General features: G+C 57.8%; 26 protein-coding genes. 11 read left to right on the plus strand and 15 right to left on the minus strand.

Translation table 11 applies throughout. The features are described 5' to 3' along the window. The first annotated feature begins 269 nt into the window (after positions 1-269). Positions 270-3,710 carry a ribonuclease E gene (gene rne / locus OXR04_RS06415; RefSeq protein WP_267369498.1) on the plus strand — a complete coding sequence of 1,147 codons (3,441 nt, stop codon included), beginning with the start codon at positions 270-272 and terminating at the stop codon, positions 3,708-3,710. Positions 3,711-3,890: 180 nt separating this feature from the next. Here rne and flgL read toward each other — a convergent pair whose 3' ends face one another. The 11 genes from flgL to flgB form a co-directional block, all read right to left on the minus strand. Next, on the minus strand, positions 3,891-4,856 hold the full coding sequence (gene flgL / locus OXR04_RS06420) for a flagellar hook-associated protein FlgL (RefSeq protein WP_154927856.1): 966 nt from the start codon (positions 4,854-4,856) through the stop codon (positions 3,891-3,893). 14 nt (positions 4,857-4,870) lie between these two features. Beyond that, positions 4,871-6,520: a flagellar hook-associated protein FlgK gene (gene flgK / locus OXR04_RS06425; protein WP_267369501.1), complete on the minus strand. Its 1,650-nt coding sequence runs from the start codon at positions 6,518-6,520 to the stop codon at positions 4,871-4,873. A 125-nt stretch (positions 6,521-6,645) separates the two neighbouring features. After that, complete coding sequence (flgJ, locus tag OXR04_RS06430) at positions 6,646-7,605, minus strand: flagellar assembly peptidoglycan hydrolase FlgJ (RefSeq protein WP_009090874.1); 960 nt, start codon at positions 7,603-7,605, stop codon at positions 6,646-6,648. Further along, the gene (locus OXR04_RS06435; RefSeq protein ID WP_009090875.1) at positions 7,605-8,714 is read right to left on the minus strand and encodes a flagellar basal body P-ring protein FlgI; all 1,110 of its coding nucleotides are present in this window, start codon (positions 8,712-8,714) and stop codon (positions 7,605-7,607) included. The genes flgJ and OXR04_RS06435 overlap by 1 nt, the downstream gene beginning before the upstream one ends. A 9-nt stretch (positions 8,715-8,723) precedes the next feature. Continuing rightward, positions 8,724-9,434: a flagellar basal body L-ring protein FlgH gene (locus OXR04_RS06440; RefSeq protein ID WP_033736336.1), complete on the minus strand. Its 711-nt coding sequence runs from the start codon at positions 9,432-9,434 to the stop codon at positions 8,724-8,726. Positions 9,435-9,494: 60 nt separating this feature from the next. Continuing rightward, entirely contained in the window at positions 9,495-10,277 is a 783-nt protein-coding gene (flgG, locus tag OXR04_RS06445) for a flagellar basal-body rod protein FlgG (protein WP_009090877.1), read from the minus strand. A gap of 17 nt (positions 10,278-10,294) precedes the next feature. Then, positions 10,295-11,050, minus strand: coding sequence for a flagellar basal body rod protein FlgF (locus OXR04_RS06450; RefSeq protein WP_009090878.1), 756 nt, complete (start codon positions 11,048-11,050; stop codon positions 10,295-10,297). Positions 11,051-11,070: 20 nt separating this feature from the next. Continuing rightward, a complete protein-coding gene (gene flgE, locus OXR04_RS06455; protein ID WP_046101593.1) occupies positions 11,071-12,327 on the minus strand; it encodes a flagellar hook protein FlgE in 1,257 nt (418 codons plus the stop codon). 26 nt (positions 12,328-12,353) lie between these two features. Continuing rightward, the gene (gene flgD, locus OXR04_RS06460) at positions 12,354-13,025 is read right to left on the minus strand and encodes a flagellar hook assembly protein FlgD (protein ID WP_267369505.1); all 672 of its coding nucleotides are present in this window, start codon (positions 13,023-13,025) and stop codon (positions 12,354-12,356) included. Positions 13,026-13,037: 12 nt separating this feature from the next. Then, positions 13,038-13,442, minus strand: a complete 405-nt coding sequence (gene flgC / locus OXR04_RS06465; protein ID WP_009090881.1) for a flagellar basal body rod protein FlgC — start codon at positions 13,440-13,442, stop codon at positions 13,038-13,040. A gap of 2 nt (positions 13,443-13,444) precedes the next feature. Continuing rightward, complete coding sequence (flgB, locus tag OXR04_RS06470; RefSeq protein WP_009090882.1) at positions 13,445-13,858, minus strand: flagellar basal body rod protein FlgB; 414 nt, start codon at positions 13,856-13,858, stop codon at positions 13,445-13,447. 154 nt (positions 13,859-14,012) lie between these two features. Between flgB and flgA the strand changes: the two genes are divergently transcribed. The 3 genes from flgA (at position 14,013) to flgN (ending at position 15,516) form a co-directional block, all read left to right on the plus strand. Next, a complete protein-coding gene (gene flgA / locus OXR04_RS06475; RefSeq protein WP_267369507.1) occupies positions 14,013-14,672 on the plus strand; it encodes a flagellar basal body P-ring formation chaperone FlgA in 660 nt (219 codons plus the stop codon). A 104-nt stretch (positions 14,673-14,776) separates the two neighbouring features. Continuing rightward, positions 14,777-15,079 carry a flagellar biosynthesis anti-sigma factor FlgM gene (gene flgM, locus OXR04_RS06480; RefSeq protein WP_009090886.1) on the plus strand — a complete coding sequence of 101 codons (303 nt, stop codon included), beginning with the start codon at positions 14,777-14,779 and terminating at the stop codon, positions 15,077-15,079. Between the two features lie 5 nt (positions 15,080-15,084). Continuing rightward, the gene (gene flgN, locus OXR04_RS06485; protein ID WP_009090889.1) at positions 15,085-15,516 is read left to right on the plus strand and encodes a flagellar export chaperone FlgN; all 432 of its coding nucleotides are present in this window, start codon (positions 15,085-15,087) and stop codon (positions 15,514-15,516) included. A 65-nt stretch (positions 15,517-15,581) separates the two neighbouring features. Here flgN and murJ read toward each other — a convergent pair whose 3' ends face one another. From murJ to rimJ, 4 genes are all read right to left on the minus strand, one after another. Then, positions 15,582-17,120 carry a murein biosynthesis integral membrane protein MurJ gene (murJ, locus tag OXR04_RS06490; protein WP_009090890.1) on the minus strand — a complete coding sequence of 513 codons (1,539 nt, stop codon included), beginning with the start codon at positions 17,118-17,120 and terminating at the stop codon, positions 15,582-15,584. Between the two features lie 120 nt (positions 17,121-17,240). Beyond that, positions 17,241-18,161 carry a Gfo/Idh/MocA family oxidoreductase gene (locus OXR04_RS06495; protein WP_009090891.1) on the minus strand — a complete coding sequence of 307 codons (921 nt, stop codon included), beginning with the start codon at positions 18,159-18,161 and terminating at the stop codon, positions 17,241-17,243. A gap of 1 nt (position 18,162) precedes the next feature. Then, positions 18,163-18,801, minus strand: a complete 639-nt coding sequence (locus OXR04_RS06500; protein ID WP_009090893.1) for a DUF480 domain-containing protein — start codon at positions 18,799-18,801, stop codon at positions 18,163-18,165. 13 nt (positions 18,802-18,814) lie between these two features. Continuing rightward, on the minus strand, positions 18,815-19,408 hold the full coding sequence (gene rimJ, locus OXR04_RS06505) for a ribosomal protein S5-alanine N-acetyltransferase (protein WP_009090895.1): 594 nt from the start codon (positions 19,406-19,408) through the stop codon (positions 18,815-18,817). 295 nt (positions 19,409-19,703) lie between these two features. Here rimJ and grxB point away from each other — a divergent pair, with 295 nt between their 5' ends. From grxB to solA, 7 genes are all read left to right on the plus strand, one after another. Continuing rightward, positions 19,704-20,351, plus strand: a complete 648-nt coding sequence (gene grxB / locus OXR04_RS06510) for a glutaredoxin 2 (RefSeq protein ID WP_009090897.1) — start codon at positions 19,704-19,706, stop codon at positions 20,349-20,351. 115 nt (positions 20,352-20,466) lie between these two features. Next, the gene (locus OXR04_RS06515) at positions 20,467-21,030 is read left to right on the plus strand and encodes a lipoprotein (protein ID WP_058957508.1); all 564 of its coding nucleotides are present in this window, start codon (positions 20,467-20,469) and stop codon (positions 21,028-21,030) included. Between the two features lie 134 nt (positions 21,031-21,164). Beyond that, a complete protein-coding gene (gene pyrC, locus OXR04_RS06520) occupies positions 21,165-22,208 on the plus strand; it encodes a dihydroorotase (RefSeq protein ID WP_009090901.1) in 1,044 nt (347 codons plus the stop codon). 62 nt (positions 22,209-22,270) lie between these two features. After that, positions 22,271-22,516 carry a DNA damage-inducible protein I gene (gene dinI / locus OXR04_RS06525; RefSeq protein WP_003849907.1) on the plus strand — a complete coding sequence of 82 codons (246 nt, stop codon included), beginning with the start codon at positions 22,271-22,273 and terminating at the stop codon, positions 22,514-22,516. Between the two features lie 145 nt (positions 22,517-22,661). After that, positions 22,662-22,934, plus strand: a complete 273-nt coding sequence (locus tag OXR04_RS06530; RefSeq protein ID WP_009090903.1) for a hypothetical protein — start codon at positions 22,662-22,664, stop codon at positions 22,932-22,934. Between the two features lie 240 nt (positions 22,935-23,174). After that, positions 23,175-23,429, plus strand: a complete 255-nt coding sequence (gene bssS / locus OXR04_RS06535; protein WP_009090905.1) for a biofilm formation regulator BssS — start codon at positions 23,175-23,177, stop codon at positions 23,427-23,429. Between the two features lie 93 nt (positions 23,430-23,522). Then, positions 23,523-24,635 carry an N-methyl-L-tryptophan oxidase gene (gene solA / locus OXR04_RS06540; protein ID WP_267369511.1) on the plus strand — a complete coding sequence of 371 codons (1,113 nt, stop codon included), beginning with the start codon at positions 23,523-23,525 and terminating at the stop codon, positions 24,633-24,635. Positions 24,636-24,749: the final 114 nt, after the last annotated feature.

Raw genomic sequence — 24,749 nt, forward strand, 5'->3', positions numbered from 1 at the left:
CGAAATCAGGCACTTAGCGGGCTGCGGGTTGCGGCCTGGACAACAGTATGGGATGCACGGGTTTTTTAATTGTCTCAGGCATTTCCACTATCTGGTGCTGTTTTCCCTTATGAAAAACAGGCCACCGACGTTATTTGCGCCCCTCGCGCGGTCGACAGCCGTGAGGTTGACGACATTGCACTAAGTCACGGGGCCATCGGTTGATACTCGTCCAGGGTAACTATGCCCGCAGCTGTAATCACTCATGAAAGAATAACGAGTAAGTCACGATGAAAAGAATGTTAATAAACGCAACTCAGCAGGAAGAGTTGCGCGTTGCCCTGGTTGACGGTCAGCGTCTGTACGACCTGGATATCGAAAGCCCCGGACACGAACAGAAAAAAGCCAACATCTACAAAGGTAAAATCACTCGCATTGAACCCAGCCTTGAAGCTGCGTTTGTCGACTACGGCGCAGAGCGTCACGGTTTCCTCCCGTTAAAAGAAATTTCCCGCGAATACTTCCCCTCCAGCTACAACGCGCATGGCCGTCCCAACATTAAAGATGTGCTGCGTGAAGGTCAGGAAGTCATTGTTCAGATCGATAAAGAAGAGCGCGGCAATAAAGGCGCGGCGCTGACCACCTTTATCTCGCTGGCGGGCAGTTATCTGGTGCTGATGCCGAACAACCCGCGTGCAGGCGGTATCTCCCGCCGCATTGAAGGTGACGACCGTACCGAGCTGAAAGAAGCCTTGTCTGCGCTGGAACTGCCGGAAGGCATGGGCCTGATCGTCCGTACCGCAGGCGTCGGCAAATCTGCCGAATCGCTGCAGTGGGATTTAAGTTTCCGTCTTAAGCACTGGGATGCGATCAAAAAAGCCGCAGAGAGCCGTCCGGCGCCCTTCCTGATCCATCAGGAAAGTAACGTGATTGTGCGTGCCTTCCGCGACTATCTGCGTCAGGACATCGGTGAAATCCTTATCGATAACCCGAAAGTCCTGGAGCTGGCGCGTCAGCACATCGCTGCGCTGGGCCGTCCGGACTTCAGCAGCAAAATCAAGCTCTACACCGGTGAAATCCCGCTGTTCAGCCACTATCAGATCGAATCGCAAATTGAATCCGCGTTCCAGCGCGAAGTTCGCCTGCCGTCCGGTGGCTCCATCGTCATCGACAGCACGGAAGCGCTGACCGCTATCGATATCAACTCAGCCCGTGCGACACGCGGCGGTGACATCGAAGAGACGGCGTTTAACACCAACCTGGAAGCGGCCGATGAGATTGCCCGTCAGCTGCGTCTGCGCGACCTGGGCGGGCTGATCGTTATCGATTACATCGATATGACTCCGGTTCGCCATCAGCGCGCCGTCGAGAATCGGCTGCGTGAAGCGGTCCGTCAGGATCGTGCCCGTATTCAGATCAGCCACATTTCACGTTTTGGCCTGCTGGAGATGTCACGTCAGCGCCTGAGTCCGTCACTGGGCGAGTCCAGCCATCACGTCTGCCCGCGCTGCAGCGGCACCGGCACCATTCGTGATAACGAGTCGCTGGCGCTGTCGATTCTGCGTCTGATTGAAGAAGAAGCGCTGAAAGACAACACCAAAGAAGTGCACGCGATTGTTCCGGTTCAGGTGGCCTCTTACCTGCTGAACGAAAAACGTGAAGCGGTCAACGCGATTGAAAAACGCCAGGGTGGCGTGCGGGCGATCATCGTTCCTGATGACAAGATGCAGACCCCACACTACTCCGTGCTGCGCGTGCGTAAAGGCGAAGAGACGCAGACCCTGAGTTATCACCTGCCGAAGCTGCATGAAGCCGAGATGGCAATGCCGTCGGATGAGGAGCACTCTGAGCGTCGTCGTCCTGAGCAGCCAGCTCTGGCTGCCTTTGTGATGCCAGATGCGCCGCCGGCCCCGGTTGAAGTCGCCCCTGAAGCGAAGCGCACCGAAAGCAAGCCCGCAGCAAAAGGCGCGCCGGCAATGGCACCGTCAGCGACCGTCAGCACCGGTTTCTTCGGACGCCTGCTGGGTGGCCTGAAAAAAATGTTCGCGGGCGAAGAAGCCCCTGCTGCTAAGCCTGAGACCGCTACCGTTGCTGAACCGCAGAAAGCCGCAGAAAGTGAGCAGGAGCAGAGTTCCTCCCGTGGCGGCGAGCGTCGCAACAATAACAACCGTCGCAACAACAATCGTCGTGAACGCACGCCGCGTAACGGTGACAATGCACAGTCACGCGAAGGCCGTGAACCGCGTGAAAGTCGCGAGCCACGTGAACCGCGTGAGAGCCGTGAGCCACGCGAAAGCCGCGAGCCGCGTGATGGCAACGATAATCGCCGCAACAAGCGTCAGTCTCAGTCTGGCGAGGCTCGCGAAGAGCGTCCGGCACTGAGCGAAGAAGCGCGTCAGCAGCGTGAAGAGCAGCAGCAGCAGCGCCGTGAACAGCGTGCAGAACGTCAGCGTCGTCGTCAGGAAGAGAAGCGCGCGGGTGAAGAAGCCGCCAAAGCCGCTGAGCAGTCAGCCGTGGCAGATGCGCCGGAAGCGACTGACGCACAGGAAGAGGAACGCGTTCAGGTTATGCCGCGTCGTAAGCCGCGTCAGCTGAACCAGAAGGTACGCGTTGATGACAACCGTCAGCCTGTGGCAGCGGATGCCAGCGACAATGCGCAGCCTGCCGAAATGCGTCAGCCTCAGCCGGCCGACGTTGCTCAGCCGCAGCCTGAGTTGCAGAGTGCTCAGACTGATGAGCAGGATGACAACGAGAACCGCGACGGTGCGAATATGCCGCGTCGCTCACGTCGTTCACCGCGTCATCTGCGCGTCAGCGGACAACGTCGCCGTCGTTACCGTGATGAGCGTTATCCGACGCAGTCTGCAATGCCTCTGGCTGCGGCAGCAGCCTCGCCTGAGATGGCGTCCGGTAAAGTCTGGGTTCGCTACCCGGTAAGCCAGGCCAGCGAAGAGCAGGTTCAGAATGTGACGCATGAGACACCGGCGTACAGCCCTGAAGAGAGCGCAGAAGTCACTGCGCTGCCGGTCGCGGCTGCGGCTGCGGCTGAATCCGCAGTACAGGCAGATGTCTCTGCAGAGCAGGCTGCGCCGCAAGCCGATGCGCCAGTTCAGCAGGCTGACGCCGCAGTACAGCAGGCCGAGCCACTGGCAGAAACGCCCGTGCCGGTGGTGAACACTGACGACACCCGTGCTATTGAAGCACCGGTTGATCAGCAGCCTTCTGTGGTTCCTGCTGCAGATGAAGCAAAAGCAGAAGTGGTCGCGGCTGAAGCCGTTCCTGCTGAACCGGTCACGGAAACCCCGGTTGCGACCTCTGCGGATGCCGCACAGCCAGCTGACGTTGCTGAGCACGCTGCCGTTGATGTCAGCGAAGCGATTGCCGCCGAGGTTGAAGAGGTTCTGAAGGCTCCGGTCGCAGCCGATGCTGACACTGCGCCGGTTCAGGAACCTCACGCACCGGTTGCCGCGCGCGATGTTGCGCCTGCAGCTCCCGTGACCGCAGCCGAGCCGGCAGCAGCCGCGCCTGCTGCTGATGCGGTAGCCAATGACGGCACGCGCTGGAAGCACTTCGCCTCTGCGCCAATGACTAAAGCCCCGGCGCCAGCCTGGCAGTCAGAACCGGCTCCGCACAGTGACTGGGTACGTTCACCGTATCAGTTCGACGGTCGCGGTTCAGCAGGCGGTCACAGCGCCACGCATCAGGCAACAGCCCCGGCAACCAAGCCGTAATCACTCAGCAGTTGTCATCTGAACCCCGGCCTTAGCCGGGGTTTTTTTATGGCTGCCATTCTGTCCCCCTGCTCCGCCAGTCGCTGAATCACAGGCAAAAAAAATCCCACCCTCCCTGAGGGGGAGAGTGGGAAAAACTAAGCGTATCCGGTTAAAGTACGCTCAAATTTTCAGGTCAGATTACGAGTTCAGCTTGAACAGTGACATCTTCGACATGTCGGTAAAGGTCTTATAAGAAGCCTGTAGTGCCGTCTGCTGCATGGTGTAGCTGGACACGGCCTCGGTGTAGTCCACGTTCACCAGGTCACTCATCTGGGAGTTATAGATCACGTCGCGGTCATCACCCTGCGCATTCAGCGTATCGATTTCAGACAGCTGCGTACCAATCTCAGAACGCACGGTTAAAACATTATTCAGCGCGTTGCCCAGGCCGCGGTTGGTTTTATCCATGGCGTCCTGGAAGGTCTTTTTGGTTGCGGCGTCAGCATCATCCTGCGGCACTTTCAGGGCGGCAATCGCGCTATCCAGCATTTTAAACAGGTTGGTTTCGCTGGCGCTGCCATCCGGTTCTTTGGTTGCGTTGCTGGTGATAGACATGAAGACATCATCACCGGTGTGCGCCACGGTCATGGTACGGCTGGAGTCCACCTTCTGAGTGATGGCTTCTGTGCCGCCCGCGTAGCTGACGCCGGTTCCGGCACCATCAACAAAAGGCGCGCTGTCGGTTTTATAACCGGCAAAGATGTAACGTCCGTTGGCATCCTGGCTGTTTGCCTGGTTCAGCAACTGAGCACGGATCCCTTCCAGCTGGGTGGCGATCGAGCCACGGTCATCGTCGCTCAGCGTACCGGTTGAACCGTTGACGATCAGCGTCTGTGCGCTCTGGATGCTGCTGGTCACGCCTTTCAGCGCATTCTCTTCCAGGGAGAGCCCCTGCTCAGCAAAGGTACGCGCCAGCGCATACTGACTCCCCTGCTGCTGGGTCTGTGACAGCACCACCGCGCGTGACGCGGCAATCGGATCGTCCGACGGATTAGTCACACGACGGCCGCTGGAGAGCTGTTCACCCACTTTCAGCCAGGAGGCCTGCGAGTCGGTAATGCCGCGCACCTGCTGGTCAAAAATCATATTTGTACTGATTCGCATGTTATCTCCTGCCCTTAGCGAATATTGATCAATGCGTTAAACACGGTGCTGGCCGTCTGCAGCACCTGCGCATTGGCCATGTAATATTGCTGGTATCTGGTCAGATTGGCGTACTCCTCATCGAGGTTGACACCCGAGACCGACTGCTGGCGATCGGTCAGCTGACTGACCACGCTTTTCTGGGTGGTGCTGGTAGTTTCCAGCGAGCTGGTTTTGTTACCCACGGTGCTGACGATGCTCGCATAAGCCTGCGACAGCGTGGCATTTCCGCCCACCAGCTTCACATCCTGCAGGTTCAGCAGCTTCTGCGCATTGCGGTTATCACTTTCGCCGCCCACGGCGCTCGCCGCGGCTACCTGGGATTCACTGGTAATCGCTACGGACATGTCGTTAATGACGTTCTGAACCGGCTTCACCAGGAAACTGTCTTTTGCGGCAGGTGCCGGGGTGGCCGCGACGGTCAGTTTCAGACCATCAAAGCTCAGCGTCGTGTTGCCACTGGCGTCGGTTCCCTGCGCAATGGTGACCGCCGTGCTGTCTGAAGCACGGGTGGCAGTCCATTTAGTGCCGTCATAGCTGACGGTGTAGTTAGAGGCTTTCAGCGCGCTGGTATCGGTCCATTCGGCGGTGACCGACGCAGCGGTACTGTTTTTGCTGTTGCTGACTACCAGCGGAGTGCCGATGTTAAAGAAATCGACACCCTGGTCGCCGTTGCTGTCAAAGCCCTGCTTGTGCACGTCGTTAAAGCTGGTGGTAAAGGCCGCCGCCAGCTGTCCGAGCTGATTCTGTGCCAGATCGAGATCCTGAGAGCGGAACGCCAGCAGACCGCCCAGCGATCCGGTGGTGATCAGCTTTTCCGGGATCTCGACGTTGCCCGCCTGTTTGTCGACATAGCCGATGGTGGTGCGTGTCGGATCGCTGCTGGAGTTCATCGCCACCAGATCGCTGGATTTGTAGCCGTTGACCAGCGTCAGGCCGTTGGCCATGGATACGGTGTAATTGCCATCCTGCTGCGAAACCGTGACGCCAACCACGTTATTCAGCTCGTTAACCAGCTGATCGCGTTTATCCAGCAGATCGTTAGGTTCGGCACCGTTGCCGTTTGTCAGTTTGGCAATCTGCTGGTTGAGGTCGGCAATCTGCGAGCTGTAGGTGTTGATCTGTTTCACGCTGGAGGCGACATCAGAATTGACGCTGTTCTGCATGTTGTTCAGATACTGCGCCGTGGTCTGAAACTGGCTGACCAGCCCCTGAGCGTTACTGAGCATAGACTGACGCGCCGAGGGATCGTTGGCGTTGCTGACCACGTTCTGCAGGTTGGTAAAGAAGCCCTGCAGGGAGGTGGAGAGACTGGTGGTCGAGGTCGACAGCAGATCGTCAATGTTAGAGATCTGGCTATGCTGGAGATCGACAGCACTGTAGCTGGCACTGGCACCGCGCAACTGCGTTGCGATGAAAGCATCATACTCGCGCTGTACACCGGAGATTTTTACGCCGTTGCCGTAATAGCTGTTGCCCTGCAGGGTACTGTTTGCCTGCGCCAGCACCGTTGTCTGACGGGAGTAGCCCGCCACGGTGTAGTTCGTGATGTTATTACTGGTGGTGCTCAGGGCGGCCTGTGCGGCACTCAATCCGCTCATCGCGGAGTTAATTATGCTGGACATCTCGGTTCCTTACGTTCCCCCGTCAACCGGGCTGGCAGAGATCTGAATGAACGCCAGCGGGCGAAAACGCATCTGGCTTATGGTGATGTTATCGGCTTGCTTAAGTGAAACTTGAGGCGCAATGATCAGAACAGGTCGCCAATATCCTGGCTGTACGCTTTAACGACTTTGTCGCCCATGCTTTTGAATTGCTGAATCATTCCCACCAGCTTCTGCGCATATTTAGGATCGGTGGCATAGCCCGCCGCCTGCAGCGCCTGCGCACCCTGCTCTGCACTGGATGCGGTAGTGACCGCCGCATAGCGTGGGTTTTTCGTCAGGAGCCGGACGTAGTCGGTCAGCGCCTCGAAATAGGAGTTATAGACCCGGAAGCTGGCCCGGACTTTTTTCGCTTCGCCCTGCTCATATTCGGTGGTCATGATGTCGGTGGTGTCACCCTTCCAGTCGCCACTCGCTTTGATGCCGAAGACGTTGTAGCTCGGTTTGCCGTCGCGGGTCAGGATCTGACGCTGGCCCCAGCCCGACTCCAGCGCCGCCTGCGCCAGAATCAGGTGATGAGGGATACCACTCTGCTGACTGGCCGCCTGCGCGGGCTGCGTCAGCTGCGCGATAAACTCGCGGCTGTCGCTGGGCAGGCCGGTTGGCGAAGCGGCAGGCAGACGCGGCATAGCTTTACGCACCATCTGCTCCAGCTGCTGCGCCGGCATCGGCGTCGCCCCGCTGGTACTGAGGATGAAGCTGTTATCCAGCTTCATCGGCACCGTTCCGGCTTTCTCATCCGGCGCGACAGCGGGCTGCATCTGTTTGACGATGGTTTCCGCCAGGCCAAGCCCGCGTTTCCCCATCTCCTGCGCAATCTGCTGGTCATACATAGAGGTGAAGAGTTTGGTCTGTTCGTTGCTCATAATGCCGTCCTGCGGCAACGCCTCGCGCATACTCTTCAGCATCATCTGTACAAACATCCCTTCGACCTGACGCGCCACCTGCAACGCATGCCCTTTCGGGTCGTTGCTGGCCTGGTGTTTCAGTTCATTCAGGGAGCGGCTGTCGTAAGCCGCACTCATCACAGATTGCATATCAGCCATCAGATAATTTCCAGTTTGGCACGCAGACAGCCGGCACTCTGCATTGACTGCAGAATCGACATCAGCTCGATAGGTGAAGCGCCCAGCGCATTCAGTGCACGCACCACGTTGTTCAGGTTGGCGCTGGCGTTGACGCGTTGCAGCGCACCGCCGCTCTGACGCAGATCGATCTGGGTCTGCGTTGTCGCCACCGTCTGACCACCGGCCAGCGGGGTATCAGGCTGGCTGACGTTCTGCTGCTGGTTGACCGTCACAGAGAGGTTGCCCTGCGCCACCGCACACTGATTCAGCGTCACTTCGCGGTTCATCACCACCGAACCGGTACGGGAGTTGATGATCACTTTGGCATCTTCGACCGGAATCGAGACGTTAATGTTCTGGATATCGGCCAGCAGACGCACCTGCGCACCATTGTTTGGTGAGACGCGGATCTGCACGGTACGCGCATCCAGCGGCTGAGCCGAGCCATATCCCCCACGCGCGTTAATGGCATCAGCAATCCGCTGCGCCATGGAGAAGTCTTCGTTGTTCAGCTGCAGGTTAATGGTGTTCTGCGAACCAAAGTTGCTCTGCAGTTCACGCTCTACCGTGGCCCCGCCGGTAATCCGGCCGCCGTTAAGCTGGTTAACCTGAACACTGCTGCCGCCTGCCGATGCGCCTGCACCGCCGACGAGGATATTTCCCTGCGCCAGCGCATAGACCTGGTTATCGACCCCTTTCAGCGGCGTCATTAACAGCGTGCCGCCGCGCAGGCTTTTGGCGTTACCCAGCGAAGAGACCACCACATCCAGGTTCTGTCCCTGACGGGCAAACGCGGGCAGTTTTGCGGTGACCATAACCGCCGCCACGTTTTTCAGCTGCATGTTAGTGCCTGCGGGTACGGTAATCCCCAGCTGTGACAGCATGTTGCTGACGGTCTGAGTGGTAAACGGCGTCTGGGTCGTCTGGTCACCGGTACCATCGAGACCCACAACCAGGCCATAGCCCAGTAGCTGGTTCTCGCGAACCCCCTGGATGGTGGTTAAGTCACGGATCAAATCGGCTTTTGCCAGCAGGCTGACGCCCAGCAGCAGCGCCAGCCCGGCGCGCAACAGCGTTAACTTTTTCATTGAAACCTCTTACATCGGCGAGATGTTCAGGAAGAAGCGCTGTAACCAACCCATGGTCTGCGCCTCATTGATATAGCCATTTCCGACGTACTCAATACGTGCATCGGCGACAGCGGTAGATAACACGGCGTTGCTGGCGCTGATGGTGCGTGGGTTGACTACACCTGAGAAGCGAATGAACTCCGTGCCCTGATTAATGGCGATCTGTTTTTCACCGACCACGTGGAGGTTGCCGTTCGACAACACCTGATCCACCGTGACGGTAATGGTGCCGGTAAAGGTGTTGTTGGCAGATGCGCCCCCTTTCCCGGCGAAATCGTTTTTGCCTTCCGCGCTGATATTGGCTTTTTCGCCACCGGCACCCACCAGCCCCGCCAGACCGGTCGGCACGGCGTTCAGGCCAAAGCTATTGCTGCCATCGCGGCTGGCATTGGCGGAAGAGCTTTTGCTGGCACTGACGTTTTCCTGCAGCGTGATGGTCAGGGTATCGCCAATGTTGCGTGGACGGCGGTCTTCAAACAGCGGCTGATAGCCGTAGTTAAGCGGCGCGACGCCCTGGAAAATGGAGCCGTTTACCACCGGTGGCGCGGACGGCATCGGCTGTGCTGTGGTTGCGCCTTCGACCAGCGGGGTCCGGGGGACCAGGGCACAACCGTTAAGAGTTAGCAGCAGCGAGGCGACTAACCAATGTCCAGGCTTGAGAATCTGTTGCTTCGCCACGGCGTCACGACCTTATTAATGTCTGTCATTCAGGCCAGCACGGGCTGGCCCTGTTCGGGATTAAATCTGCGTTAATTTCGCCAGCATCTGATCAGAGGTACTGATCGCCTTGCTGTTGATTTCGTAAGCGCGCTGCGTCTGAATCATAGTGACCAGCTCTTCCGCCACGTTAACGTTTGAGGTTTCGGTATAGCCCTGATAGAGCAGACCCGCGCCGTTCTGGCCTGGCGTGCTGTCAGTCGGTGCGCCCGATGCCTGAGTTTCCTTGTAGAGGTTTTCACCCACGCTATCGAGACCGGCATCGTTCATGAAGGTGCTCAGGGTTAACTGACCCACCTGCGCAGCCTGGGCCTGGCCCTGCTGCGTCACACTGACCACACCGTCACGCGAAACCGTGATGCTGGTGGCGTTAGCCGGAATGGTGATACCGGGCTGCACCGGGAAACCGGAGTTGGTCACCAACTGGCCGTTCTGATCCACCTGAAACGCGCCGTCACGGGTATAAGCAGAGGTGCCATCCGGCATCTGAATCTGAAAATAGCCCTGGCCGTTAATGGCGATATCTTTTGAATTGCTGGTCTGTGACAGGTTGCCCTGGGTGTGCAGACGCTCGGTGGTGACCGGACGGACACCGGTGCCGATCTGCAGACCGGAAGGCAGCGTCGTCTGTTCGGACGACTGCGTGCCCGGCTGGCGCATGGTCTGGTACATCAGATCTTCGAACACGGCACGCGAACGCTTAAAGCCATTGGTGCTGACGTTAGCCAGGTTGTTGGCAATCACGTCCATGTTCATCTGCTGCGCATCAAGACCGGTCTTAGCGATCCATAAAGAACGAATCATGTTGTTATCCTCGCGCCTTAGCTCATGTTCAGGAGCTGATTGGCTTTTTGTTCATTTTCGTCGACGTTAGTGATGACTTTCATCTGCATCTCAAAACGTCGGGCGTTGGCGATCATATCGACCATGGTTTCCACCGGTTTGACGTTGCTACCTTCCAGCACGCCAGGCATCACCTGCATGGTGGCGTCAGCCTGCAGCGCCGCACCGCGGGTTGCCTGTGTCGCAGCCGTAGGACGGAACATCCCGTCATCACTGCGCTGCAGCTCCTGGCCGGTGGCCCTGACCAGCTTCAGCTTACCCAGCTGAACCGTGGCGTTAGGCGAGTCACCGGCATTCAGGCCGGTAATGGAGCCGTCAGCCGCAATGGTGATTTCGGTGCCCTGCGGGATCACAATCGGACCGCCGTCGCCCATCACAGGATTGCCCTGAACCGTCAGCGTGCCGTTCGGGCTGATCTGCATATTGCCGTTGCGGGTATAAGCTTCGCTGCCGTCAGCGGTACGCACCGCCAGCCAGCCATCCTGCTGCACCGCCACATCGAGTGGACGCTCGGTGTAATCCATCGCGCCCTGGCTCATGTCGGCGCCGGGTGTGGAGGCGGCGACCAGCGTACGGGTTGGCAGTGACCAGCCATTCACCGGCACCGCGCGCAGCGCATTGAGCTGCGCACGAAAGCCTGGTGTTGAGGCGTTGGCGAGGTTGCTGGCGGTGACCGCCTGCTGATCCAGCGTCTGGCTGGCCGCGCCCATCGCGGTATATATCGCGTGATCCATATGGCAATCCTGTTAGCGAATTAACGTAAGTTAACCAGCGTGTTGAGAATCTGGTCCTGAGTTTTGATGGTCTGCGCGTTCGCCTGATAGTTACGCTGCGCCACGATCATGTTCACCAGCTCTTTACTCATATCGACGTTTGAGGACTCCAGCGCGCCCGCCGTCAGAGAACCAAAGGTTCCGGTATTAGCCAGACCGACTGCTGCCTGACCGGATGCGCTTGATGCCGCCCAGACGTTGTCGCCCTGTGACTGCAGACCTTCCGGGTTAGAGAAGCTCGCCAGCACAATCTGACCCAGCAGCTGGGTTTTCTGGTTGGAGTAGGTGCCGGTGATGGTGCCGTCATCATTGATGGCGTAGCTGGTCAGATCGCCTGGTGCATAACCATCCTGCGTCGGGCTGCCAAAGGTGGTGGCGCCGGTGTTCTGCTGCAGGCTGCCCAGCATGCTCAGGGTGATTGGCTGGTTCGCGACCGCGCCGTTGGCGCCGCCCACGTTCAGCGTCAGGCCAACGGTACCGTCGTTGGTGGTGCTCACTACCGCGCCGTTTGCATCCAGCTTAGAGACGCCTGTCAGCTTACCGCTGGTATCAAACGTCATGCGGAAGTCGCCCGCTGAGCTGCCGGTGGTGCCGTCGATGGTATGAACGGTCCAGCTGTTACTGGTAGTGTCTTTTACGAAGTACATGTCGAGCGCATGGTCATTACCCTGCGAGTCGTACACGGTTGCCGTGGTTTTCTTGTTGTAGCTGTCTGCGTTCGCCGTCGAGAAGGTGGTCACAGATGGCGTGGTGTCCGTTGAGTTCAGGTTGGCAACCAGACCGGCCGTGGTGGTGGCGCGGGCTGACATCTGCTCGGTCGGAATACGGATCGCCACCGGGTTTGCACCCGCCTGGATGGTAGCCGGTGAACCGCTGGCCGGATAGCCGGTCACGTTCAGGCCCTGGGTGTTGACCAGGTTACGGTTGGCATCAAGGGTGAACTGACCATTACGTGAGTAGAACACGCCGCCGCTGCTGTCGGTCATGCGGAAGAAACCGTTACCGCTCAGCGCCACATCCAGGCCACGGCTGGTAGTCGTGGTGGAACCGTCGTTGAAGTTCTGGATCACGGCCGCCACTTTCGTGCCGAGGCCGACGTTAGAACCGGCAAACATATCGGCAAACGCGATGGTGCTGGATTTAAAGCCCGCGGTGGCGGAGTTGGCGATGTTGTTACCGATGACATCAAGGTTACTAGAGGCAGCGCCAAGGCCGCTGACCGCTTGGGAAAATGACATGTGTGTGTCTCCTGTCTACAGGTTAATCAGAGAATCTGACGTACGTCGTCAAGGGTGGCGGAGCCCATGGTGCCGAGATCCAGTTTGGTGGTGTCGTTCGCGGTACTCACCCCATTGACGTAGGCGTAGTTCAGCGGTTGTGCCACCAGTTGTGTGTTGCCATTGCTTGCAGCAATCGCAACGCTGTATTTACCATCCGGGGCCACTGAACCATCCGTCAGCTTGCCGTCCCACGAGAAGGTGTGCACGCCAGCGCTCAGCGCGCCCAGATCGACGGTGTCGATCACCGCGCCACTGGCATCTTTAATGGTGGCAGTGGCGCCGGTCGAGGTGGAGCCGAGCTCAACACCAAAAGGCGTTGTGGTGCCGTTGCCGACCAGAATCTGGCTGCCGTTGACCATCACGCCATGCCCGATCAGCGTGGAGCTCTGCAGCGACTGGCTGGTGCTGATCTGGCCGGAGATCGATCCCAGCGTGGTGTTCAGTTTTTCAATCCCGCTCAGGGTATTGATCTGTGCCAGCTGCGTGGTGAGCTGGCTGTTATCCATCGGATTGGTGGGATCCTGGTTCTGTAACTGGGTGACCAGCATGGTCAGGAACTGGTTCTGCAGATCCTGCGCATTGTTGCCGGTGCCGGTGCTGGAGGAGCTGAGAACCGACGGATCCAGTTTTTCATTAACGCCTACCGCGATAGCCATGGTTTTTCTCCGTTATTGCCCAATCGTCAGGGTTTTCATCATCATCGACTTCACGGTGTTCAGCACTTCCACGTTGGCCTGGTAGCTGCGTGACGCCGACATGGTGTTGACGCTTTCGGAGACCACATCCACGTTCGGCATCTTCACGTAGCCTTTGGCATCGGCCATCGGGTTGCCCGGGTCGTAAACCAGTTTCGCTGGCGTCGGATCCTCGACAACCCGGGCGACTTTCACCCCGCCGGTTGCTGAGCCCGGCGCCGCATCGGTCTGGAAGACCACCTGCTTTGCCACGTAAGGCTTGCCATCGGGACCGGTGACGCTGTCGGCGTTCGCCAGGTTACTGGCACTGACGTTTAATCGCTGTGATTGCGCGGTCATCGCTGAACCGGCAATGTCAAAAATATTCAGCAAGGCCATAATTATTGCCCTTGTAACACGCTCATCATGCCTTTGATCTGGCTGCTGATGAGGGTGAGGTCGGTTTGATATTTCAGGCTGTTATCCGCGAACTGCGTACGCTCACGGTCCATATCTACGGTGTTGCCGTCGGCAGAAGGCTGATCGGGAATGCGATAAAGCATGTCCATCGAGGGTACGCCGTTTGTCTGTGCTTCAATGTGGCGAGCTGAAGTGACCTTCAACGCCATGCTGCTGCCTTCCGCACGGCCATTGGACATCACCCGACTCAGCTCGCTGGCAAAGTCGATATCCCGGGCCTGATAACCAGGGGTATCGGCGTTGGCAATATTTGACGCCAGGATCTCCTGACGTTGAGCACGCAGGTTGAGGGCCTCCGTACCAAATTTCAGCGCCGCATCCAGTTTGTCGAGCATGTTTCCTCCGCGTATGAGAATTTCGAGCTGGCAGCTTAATTTGAAAAAGCAAGGGGTCATCGTCTGAATAAGGCCTCAAATGACCGCTATTTTGACAATTGAGGATTTTTCTTAACGGTTACACTCGTTGCCATCATCAGTGAGGAATTGCACCATGCGTCGATATCTGACCCTGCTGACCAGCCTGCTGGTCGCGATCGCCCTGCCGGCTTCTGCGGGAGATCTCAATGCACAACTGAACCAGTTTTTTAAAGCGCGTGACGCCCAGCATGCTCAGGGCATGGCGGTGGTGATTCGCACGCCGCAGGCGCAGTGGCCCACCTGTGAGGCGCCTCAGTTCACCCTGCCCGGTAACAGCCGGTTGTGGGGCAACATGAGCGTGGCGGCCAACTGCGGTGAAAACCGCCGTTATCTTCAGGTCCAGGTCCAGGTGACCGGGAGCTATCTGGTGGCGAACCGGCTGCTGAGCCGGGGCAGCAGCGTCAGCGAAAGCGACTTCACGCTGCAGACGGGGCGCCTGGATACCCTGCCCGCACGCGCCCTGCTGAACAGCGACTCGGTGGCCGATGCGGTCGTCCTGCGTGACATCCCACCGGGACAGCCGATCAACCCTGCAATGCTGCGTCAGCCGTGGCGGGTTAAGGCGGGTCAGAGTGTGATGGTGATAGCCAGCGGCGACGGCTTTGACGCCAGTGGTGAGGGCAAAGCGCTGAACAACGCCACCCGTTCACAGTGGGTTCGCGTCAGGATGGGGAATGGTCAGATTGTCAGCGGTAAGGTGCGCGAGGATGGGAATATTCTTATAACGCTGTAAAGTGTTAAAGAAGCCCATCATGCTGCCGATAGAAGAATCAACAAAGCGATAACGCTATTATGATTCAGGTGGCAGACTTCCCCTGACCGTACAGGAGCCCGAATATGAGCATTGACAGAACGCAACCTCTGAAACCCGCCAGCACCGTACAGAGCCGCGATACCAGCGAGCCAGGCAGCAGCAAAGTGCGTCAGAGTGCCAGCCCGGCGGCAGCGCCGGCGGCGGCCGCTCAGGTCAATCTGAGCAGCGCGCAGTCTCAGCTGATGCAGCCGAGCAGCAAAGACATCAACGTCGAGCGCGTTGAACAACTGAAAACCGCCATTCGTAATGGCGAACTGAAGATGGATACCGGCAAAATCGCCGATGCGCTGATTGCCGATACTAAGGCGTATTTAGAGGGTAATTAGTTACCATGAGTAATTTGCAGACCACATTAGATAAGATGCAGGACGTGCTGGCATCGCTTTCTGCGGTGCTGGAAGAAGAGCAGCAGCAGCTGGCAAGCGGCAACATTAACAGCAACCTGCTGCAGCGCATCACTGAAGATAAAAGCGCGCTGCTCAGCACGCTGAACTATCTGGATGAGATGCGACGCACCGCTGAAAAGAGTCAGTCCGTGTCGGCACCTTATCGTGGTCAGAACGACATGGCACGCCGCTGGGACGTCATCCAGCAGCATAGCCGTCGTCTGCAGGATGCCAATGTGCATAACGGCATGCTGCTGCAGCATCAGATTCGCTACACCCAGGATGCCCTGGAGGTGCTGAAGCCGCATCAGACCCAGGCGTTCTATGGCCCGGATGGGATGGGTAAAGGCCAGGCCACGCTAAGCCGTAAAGCCTGAGCAGAAAAGTAGCAAAAAAAATCCCGCCTGATGCGGGATTTTTTTATGCCAGAAGAGGAACCGCGTCAGGCAGCGGTGCGGCGCGCATAGTCGCGCAGCCGGAATCCCAGCAGCGCCAGCGCCAGAAAGTAACTTCCCCCGCCCACTGCACAGACCAGCGCCAGACGCAGCAGTCGCCACAACATCGAGCCCTGCTCCCAGGCGGGCATCCATTGCAGCATGGCAAACAGCGCCCCGGCCATCACCGCCACGGCGATCAGCAGACGCACCAGAAAGCTGCTCCAGCCCGGCTGAGGCATAAAGATTTGCTTCTTGCGCAGCTGCCAGTAGAGCAGCGAGGCATTCAGACAGGCCGCCAGCCCAATCGAGAGAGAGAGACCGGCATGTTTCAGCGGGCCGATGAAGGCCAGGTTCATCACCTGCGTCATGATCAGCGTGATAATCGCGATTTTAACCGGGGTTTTGATGTCCTGCCGTGAATAGAAGCCGGGTGCCAGCACCTTGACTACAATCAGGCCCATCAGGCCTACAGAGTAGGCGATCAGCGCGCGCTGCGTCATCAGCGCATCAAAGGCCGTGAATTTGCCATACTGGAACAGCGCCACGGTGAGCGGGCCGGAGAGCATCCCCAGCGCCACAGCGCAGGGCAGCGCCAGCAGGAAGCAGAGGCGCAGTCCCCAGTCCATCAGCCGGGAATACTCATCGTGATTGCCGCTGGAAAAACTTTTGGCCAGCGACGGCAGCAGAATGGTACCCAGCGCCACGCCCAGTACGCCGGAGGGGAACTCCATCAGGCGATCGGCGTAGTACATCCAGGAGACGGAACCCGACACCAGGAACGAGGCGAAGATGGTATTGATGATCAGCGAGATCTGACTGACCGAAACGCCCAGGATCGCCGGCCCCATCTGACGCATTACGCGCCAGACGCCTGCGTCACGCAGATTGATGCGTGGCAGCACCAGCATCCCCAGCTTCTTCAGGTGTGGCAGCTGATAGCCGAGCTGCAGCACCCCGCCCACAACAACCGCCCAGGCGAGCGCCATCACCGGCGGATGGAAATGCGGCGCGGCGAACAGGGCGAAGCTGATCATGCTGACGTTCAGCAGGGTCGGCGCAAATGCTGGTACCGAGAAGCGGTTCCAGGTGTTCAGCACCGCACCCGCCAGCGACGCCAGCGAGATCAGCATAATGTAGGGAAAGGTCACCCGCAGCAGGGAACTGGTCAGGGCAAATTTATCCGCATGGTCGCTGAAGCCCGGTGCGGTAATCATGATCACCCAGGGCGCAGCGAGCATCCCCGCGAAGGTCACCAGCGCCAGCGCCAGTGTCAGCAGGCCTGAGACATAGGATAGGAACAGACGTGTCGCCTCCTCACCCTGCTTGCTTTTATATTCCGCGAGAATGGGTACAAATGCCTGGGAAAACGCGCCTTCGGCAAAAATACGCCTCAGCAGATTCGGCAGTTTAAACGCAACAAAAAACGCATCGGTCGCCATTCCGGCGCCAAACACCCGCGCCACGATGGCATCACGGGCAAAGCCCAGAACGCGGGAAAACAGGGTCATGGAACTGACCGCTGCCAGCGATTTCAAAAGATTCATAATTGACGGCGCATCCTGAAAAAATCAGTAAAAAGGAGAAGTCGCGCGGGCACCTGAAAGATGCCCGGCGACAGTCTACTGCCACGGAGGGAAATGACCAGCACGGAGTGTTACAAGGCGTTATTCCAGAATGGCACTACGCCAGAGGTTTTCCACCACACGCTGCGCCATCAGCGCCTGTTCACCGCTGGTTTCAGGCGTCGTCTGATTCTGCACGCAGTCGATAAAATGGCGTGCGGCCCCGCTGAACCCGCGCTGGGTCAGGTGGCTCTGCCAGGCGGCAGGCGGAGCGATCAGCACGCCGTCGTGCCGCTCTTCCTGCCAGTCGCGCATCTCACTGATGTCGATACATTTACCGTCGCCTGTCGCACTGACCCGCTCACGCTGACTGCCTGCGCGCCGATGCATGCTGGTGGTGATCGACAGGCCCTCCAGGGCGAAGTGGTGCTCAGCGTAGAGCATCTGTCCCTGTTCGTTGGTATCGATGCGCCCCTGAACATGCTGAACAGGCTTGCCGCCCAGCCAGAGTGCGGTGTCGACGACGTGCAGGTAGTCATCGAGCAGGGTAAAGCGAAGATCCTGAGGCCCGACGCTGTCGCTGCGGTGCTTTTCAATCCGCAGGGAAGCGACGTGTCCCATCTCCGCCCGCAGCTGCTGATAGCGCGGGGCGAAGCGGCGATTAAAGGCGACCATCAGCTTACGCTGCTGTTTCTCCGCCAGCGCCACCAGCGCCTCAGCCTGATCCAGGGTTTCCGCCAGCGGCTTATCGACGCAGACATCTTTTCCGGCCAGCAGCAGCGCCTTCACCACCTCATAGTGCGTGGCGGTGCTGCTGTGGACAAAAACGGCATCGCAGGCCGCGGCCAGCGCATTCAGGGAACTGAAACAGTCCATACGGTAACTGTCGCAGAGTGGCCGGGCTTTGGCCTGATTCGGCGAAAATGCCCCCACCAGCGTCCAGTCTGTCGCCGCCGACAACACCGGCAGCCAGGCTTTCTGTGCGATACCGCCGAGTCCCACCACACCAATACGCAAAGTCATCTTAATGCTCCGGCTGCAGCAGTTGAGTGAGCTGAGCCTGAAGCCGGGCGACCTGCTGTTCCAGGGTGGCCACACGCCTCGCCAGATCGCCCTGCTCTTCCGGCTCATCGGCGGCCAGTGGCGTGTCGCTCTCCCCGGCCAGCAGATGCATAAAGCGGCTTTCGCGCTTGCCCGGCTCGCGCGCCAGGCGGATCACCCGGGCGCTGTCGTCACGCTGCATCAGGCCTTCCAGCGTCTGTTCTGTTTCGCTGACGTCACTGAACTCATGAAGACGGCCGCTGCGGGTGCGCAGTTCGCCTGGCGTCTGCGGACCGCGCAGCATCAGTAACGTCAGCACGGCAACTTCGGCGCTGTTCAGCTTCAGCGTGCCAAAGGCGGAGTTACAGAAACGCTGCTCATATTTCACGACCCGCTGACCGGACGCGCTGCTGGCGGTAACCAGATGCCGCTTCACCAGCTGATCGAGTTCATCCTGCACCGCGCTTTCACTCAGCTCCATCACCGGCTCGCGGTTTGATTTCTGGTTACAGGCCACCACGACCCCATTCAGTGACAGCGGATACTGTTCCGGCGTGGTAACCTGCTTCTCCAGCAGGCAGCCCAGCACGCGCAGCGCCTGCGCCGATAAAGCCATCTTCATGCTTGCGTCCTCATTATTGTCCACGCCGGTCAGGCGTCCATTCCCGCTGGGTTAGCGCTGTCAGCACGTGATCCTGCCAGCGTCCGTCAATCAGCAGATAGTCTTTCGCATATCCCTCTTTCTCAAAACCGAGGCGCGCCAGCAGGTCGCCGCTGCGCTGGTTGTGCGGCATGTAGTTCGCCATGATGCGGTGAATATGCTGCTGACGCTGCATGTAGCGGATAGCAGACTGTAACGCTTCAAACATCAGCCCCTGTCCCTGCCACTTTTCGCCCAGCGAATAGCCAAGATAACAGGCGTGAAAGGAACCGCGCAGTACGTTGCTGAAGTTGGCTACGCCGCGCACTTCGGTTTCTTCGCTGTCCATCAGAATAAAATAGAAGGCCGAGCCCTGCTTATGCATGTCGGCGATCAGCCCCAGCCGCGCCTGCCAGCCGGAGGGATAGCAGTGACTGTCATCGCGCACCGGCTCCCACGGTTTTAAAAACAGGCGGTTTTCCGCGTAGTAATCTGCCATTCGCCAGGCATCACGTTCGTGAACCAGACGGACCACCAGCCGATCGGTGGTTAAGCGCACCCTGGGCGCGGCAGAACGATAGCCAAACATCCTGACTCCTGAAATCAATGGCTGAGAGTGAAAGCCGTCATTATCTGGCTTTCACTATAACCGCCGCCTGGGCTGCGGTAAAACATTACGGATTTTTTGCCGTAAAGAGGTTGATTTTGTTCCATTATCACCGCGCAGACGCCCCTGCTCAGGCGTCATCAACGCCCGTTCAGCCCGGCCATCTGTCGGGCTGGTTTGCCGGGAGGGGGAATCTCTTCCATACTTTTCAGGCGCCCGAAACAGGATGAAATGATTCACTCTGTTAAACATTAACCTGTAAACGAGGGAGATCAGGATGAAGCTCTATATCTACGACCACTGCCCCTTCTGTGTGAAAGCGCGCATGATTTTTGGTCTGAAGAATTTGCCGGTTGAGCTGGTGGTCATGCTCAATGACGATGAAGAGACGCCTCAGCGACTGATTGGCCAGAAAATGGCGCCTGTCCTGCAGAAAAAGGATGGCAGCGCGATGCCCGAAAGCATGGAGATTGTGCACTATGTCGACCAGCAGGATGGCAAACCGCTGATTACCGGTGCGCTCAATCCGGCCATTGGCGACTGGCTGCGTCACATGAACAGCTACGTGAATAAGCTGCTGCTGCCGCGCATTGCCGAGGCCCCTTTTGCTGAGTTTGCCACCCCGGCGGCACGTGACTATTTCCGCGCGAAAAAGCAGGCCAGCATTGGTGATTTCGAGGAGCTGAAAACGCATTCGGCCGGACTGATTAAAAAAGTCAGCGGCGATCTGCGCAAACTGGACGGCCTGATCGTCCAGCCTAATGCGGTTAACGGCGAGCTGTCGGAAGATGATTTCAGCCTCTTCCCGCTGCTGCGCTCCCTGACGCTGGTTCCGGGCATCGACTGGCCAGCACGGGTCGCTGACTACCGTGACAATATGGCCAAACAGACCCAGGTCAATCTGCTCTCTTCTATTGCGCAGTAATCCCGCCCGGATGAGAGACGCCGCGGTGTTTCTCATCCCTTTTCTGATGACACCTCTCACGCATTCAGGCAGGCTATATCCTGTTAACTGACTTTGTTATCCAGGATATAGAACGATGAAAAAGGTATTTTTCGGGCTGACTGCCCTGATGTTTGTGCTGCTGGTGAGCGGCTGCAATAAACTGACGCAGTACACTATCAGCGAACAGGAAGTGAACCAGGCGCTGCAAAAGCATAACAACTACGAGAAAGACATTGGCGTGTCCGGTCTGGTCAATGCGCATATTGTCCTGAATAATCTCACCAGCCAGATCGGCCGCACAGAACCTGGCAAAGTGTCGCTCTCCGGCAATGCAAAGATTAACGTCACCTCTCTGTTCGGCCCGCAGCAGGCTGACATGCAGCTGACGATGCGCGCACAGCCCGTCTATGACCCACAGCAGGGGGCGATCTTTCTGCGCGATCTGGAGATAACCGACGCACAGGTGGCGCCGGAGAAAATGGCCGCCATCATGAAAACCCTGACGCCTTATCTTAATCAGTCGCTGAAGAGCTATTTCGATCAAAACCCGGCTTACCGTCTCAGCGCTGACCGCAGTAAAGGTGAGTCACTGGCGAAAAAATTTGCCAAAGGACTGGAAGTCAGACCGGGCGAACTGGTTATCCCCTTCACGCAGTAATCCCGAATGCCGCGCCATCCGGCGCGGATTTTTGCTGTCAGCAGAAAAAGCAGGTGCAAACGGTTGCCTGAATCCTTATGCTTAGACCCCGGCCAAAACATGCCTTCTGTTTCCTTTCTGCCGGAGCTTCACTGATGACAGCACAACCTCAGCAACTTACCCTGCGTCGCCCTGACGACTGGCACATTCATCTGCGTGACGATGAGATGCTTAAAACGGTCCTGCCCTACACCAGCGCGGTTAATGGTCGTGCCATCGTGATGCCTAACCTGGTGCCGCCGGTGACCAGCGTAGCGGCAGGAGAAGCGTACCGCGACCGCATCCTGGCCGCGCTGCCCGCCGATCACGCCTTTACGCCGCTGATGACCTGTTATCTCACTGACTCACTGGATCCGGATGAGCTTGAGCGTGGCTTCACATCCGGTCTGTTTACCGCCGCCAAGCTCTATCCGGCTCATGCCACCACCAACTCCAGCCACGGCGTTACCAATATCGCCTCCATCGCCCGCGTGCTGGAGCGGATGCAGCAGCTGGGTATGCCGCTGCTGGTTCATGGCGAAGTCACCGATGCCCATATCGACATTTTTGATCGCGAAGCCCGCTTCATTGACACGGTGATGGTGCCGCTGCGCAGTCAGTTTCCGGGGCTGAAAGTGGTGATGGAGCATATCACCACCCAGGATGCCGCGGATTATGTCGCTGCTGCCGATGAGACGCTGGGCGCGACCATTACGCCGCAGCACCTGATGTTTAACCGCAACCACATGCTGGTGGGCGGAATTCGCCCGCATCTTTACTGCCTGCCGATTCTCAAGCGCAATGTGCATCAGGACGCGCTGCGCAGGGTCGTAGCCAGCGGTCATCCGCGTTTCTTCCTCGGCACCGACACCGCTCCGCATCTGCAGCATCTTAAAGAGTCTGCCTGTGGCTGCGCGGGCGTATTTAATGCGCCGACCTCGCTGGCGGCCTACGCGACCGTGTTTGAAGAGCTGAATGCGCTGGAGCATTTCGAAGCGTTCTGTTCTGAAAACGGCCCGCGTTTCTATGGCCTGCCGCTGAATGAAGGCACAATTACCCTGGTGCGTGAGCCCTGGCAGGTGCCGGCGTCCATCTCGCTGGGCAGTGACGCTCTGATTCCTTTCCTCGCGGGTGAAACGCTCAACTGGCGCGTTGCATAATTTTGCTTGCCTCCGGCGGATTGATACTGTAAATATATACAGTATCTTATCCGGAGGCTGCTATGCGTGTTGAAATTACCGTATCAAATACCCGACCTCTTCCTGCTGGCGCGATAGAGGCGTTAAGCGATGAACTGTCGCGCCGCATTGACGAACAGTTCCCTGACTCGACCAATCACGTCAAGGTACGTTATGCCAGTGCCAACAATCTCAGCGTGCTGGGCGGTGGAAAAGAGACGCGCGACCAGATCAGCGAAATCCTGCAACAGACGTGGGAGAGTGCTGACGACTGGTTCATTACTGATTAACCGCCACTGTGCTTTTTTTCCGGGTGTCGCCACCCGGTTTTTTTATCTTTTCTCCCCTCTCGCACTTCCCTCTTCCTGCATCTAGACTCTTACTGATCAATGCCCTATCCTTGCGCTCGTCACGCATAACAGGAGGTGCGACACCATGACTACTGATAAACCGGAAGAGGCGATGACCTTTGGTGAGTTGTTAGCACTGATTGGTGATCAGCAGCGTCGTTTAACGGTGCTGGAAAATGCCTTTTCCAGTCTGATTTTCTGTCTTGACGATCGTGCCAGCCAGCTGCTGGTGCACAATCTGTCGCTGGAAGCCCAGAATCAAAACCATGATGAACAGCTTCAGCAACATTTTGCCCGTCTGGCAGAGTCCCTGCAAAAACGCGTCGGCGGCATCGTGCCAGACAGCCCGGCGCTCTGAACCGGCGGCCTGTCACGCTTTTCGCCTGCCCACTGAATCGTAGAAAAAATGCCTGCCTGCCAGGCATTTTATTTTTTGACTCCTGCCTGTTAAAAGCGAATATTCTGTGAGAAGCTGACTCACGGCATTTTTTAAACAGTGACACCCGGGTTTACTGTTATAATTGTTTCGCTATCGGAATAAAAAAGCCGCATTGAACCTCATCATGCACTTCGTTTAACGAGTAATAAGGAGGTTATAATGGACAGAAGAAAAGACGTTATTCAGACTCACCCGCTGGTGGGCTGGGATATCAGTACCGTTGATAGCTATGACGCCATGATGATCCGCCTGCACTCGCTGTCGTCGCAGGATCAAAAAGAAGAAGAAGCGGATGTTGGCCCCACCTACTGGCTGACAACGGATGTGGCAAGGCAGTTCATCTCGATCCTCGAAGCAGGCATCGCCAAGATTGAATCCGCCGAGCAGATGGAACGACTCCTCAGTAAGCATTAGTTTCTGCCACATCAAAGGGGCACCCTCAGGGGTGCCTTTTTCGTTTCTGTTTCGGTATGCTGTTGATTATCTGACTCTTAGAGCGTAGTTACCATGATTTATGATCTTATCGTCGTTGGCAGCGGCTCAGTAGGTGCGGCGGCTGGCTACTATGCCACCCAGGCAGGCCTCTCGGTATTAATGATCGACAGCGCCCACCCTCCTCACAATCAGGGCACGCATCATGGCGAAAGCCGTCTGATTCGTCACGCTTACGGCGAAGGTGAACGTTATGTCCCGCTGGTACTGCGGGCGCAGACGCTGTGGGATGAACTGGAACAGCGAGCCGGTGAGCGCATTATGCATCGCAGCGGCGTGCTTAACCTCGCCCCTCACGACTCCCCTTTTATCCGCAACGTTATCGACAGCGCAAGCCGCTGGCAGCTTAACATTGAGGTGATGCAGCCCGGGGAAGTGCATCAGCGCTGGCCACAGATTAACGTACCGGAGGGCTATCTGGGCGTATTTGAGCCGCAGTCGGGCTTCCTGAAATGTGAACAGGCGGTGCGCAGCTGGGTTCAGCTGGCGGAACAGGCAGGCTGTGCCCAGTTGTTCAACTGCCCGGTCTCAGAACTGGGACGGGATGGCGATCTTCAGCAGGTTACAACGCTGGATGGTGTCTATCGCGGCCGTAAAATGGTGGTCAGCGCCGGTACCTGGGTCGGAAAACTCATCCCGAATCTGCCGGTTGCCCCTACCCGTAAGGTGTTTGCCTGGTATCAGGCTGATGGTCGCTACAGCGAGAACAACAGGTTCCCCGGCTTTACCGTCGAGATGCGTGACGGCAGCCAGTTCTATGGCTTCCCGGCCGACAATAACGCACTGAAAGTGGGTCGTCACGATGGCGGACAGCCGATGCAGCAGCCTGAAGATCGTAAACCCTTCGGTGCCGTGGCGGCAGATGGCAGTGAAGCTTTTGGCTTCCTGCGCCAGTTCTTACCGGGCGTCGGTGTCTGTCTGCATGGTGAAGCGTGCAGCTACGACTTCAGCCCGGATGAAGATTTTATTATTGATACGCTGCCGGGCGAACCCAATCGCCTGCTGATAACCGGACTCAGCGGACACGGCTTTAAATTTGCCAGCGTGCTGGGCGAACTGGCCGCGGAATTTGCGCAGCAGAAACCTTTTTCCTTTGATCTCTCTCCGTTCCGCCTTTCGCGTTTCTGACTCTGCAAACGGATGGCATCACAGGGTGCCATCCTGCTGACAAAAATTGACGCAAGTTGAATTTCCCTGACAAAAATTCGCCCTTATTTCGCCCCGATTGTTCATTTGCACGGA

It is taken from the genome of Pantoea sp. GM_Pan_3, assembly GCF_026541045.1.
Lineage (GTDB): Bacteria > Pseudomonadota > Gammaproteobacteria > Enterobacterales > Enterobacteriaceae > Pantoea > Pantoea anthophila.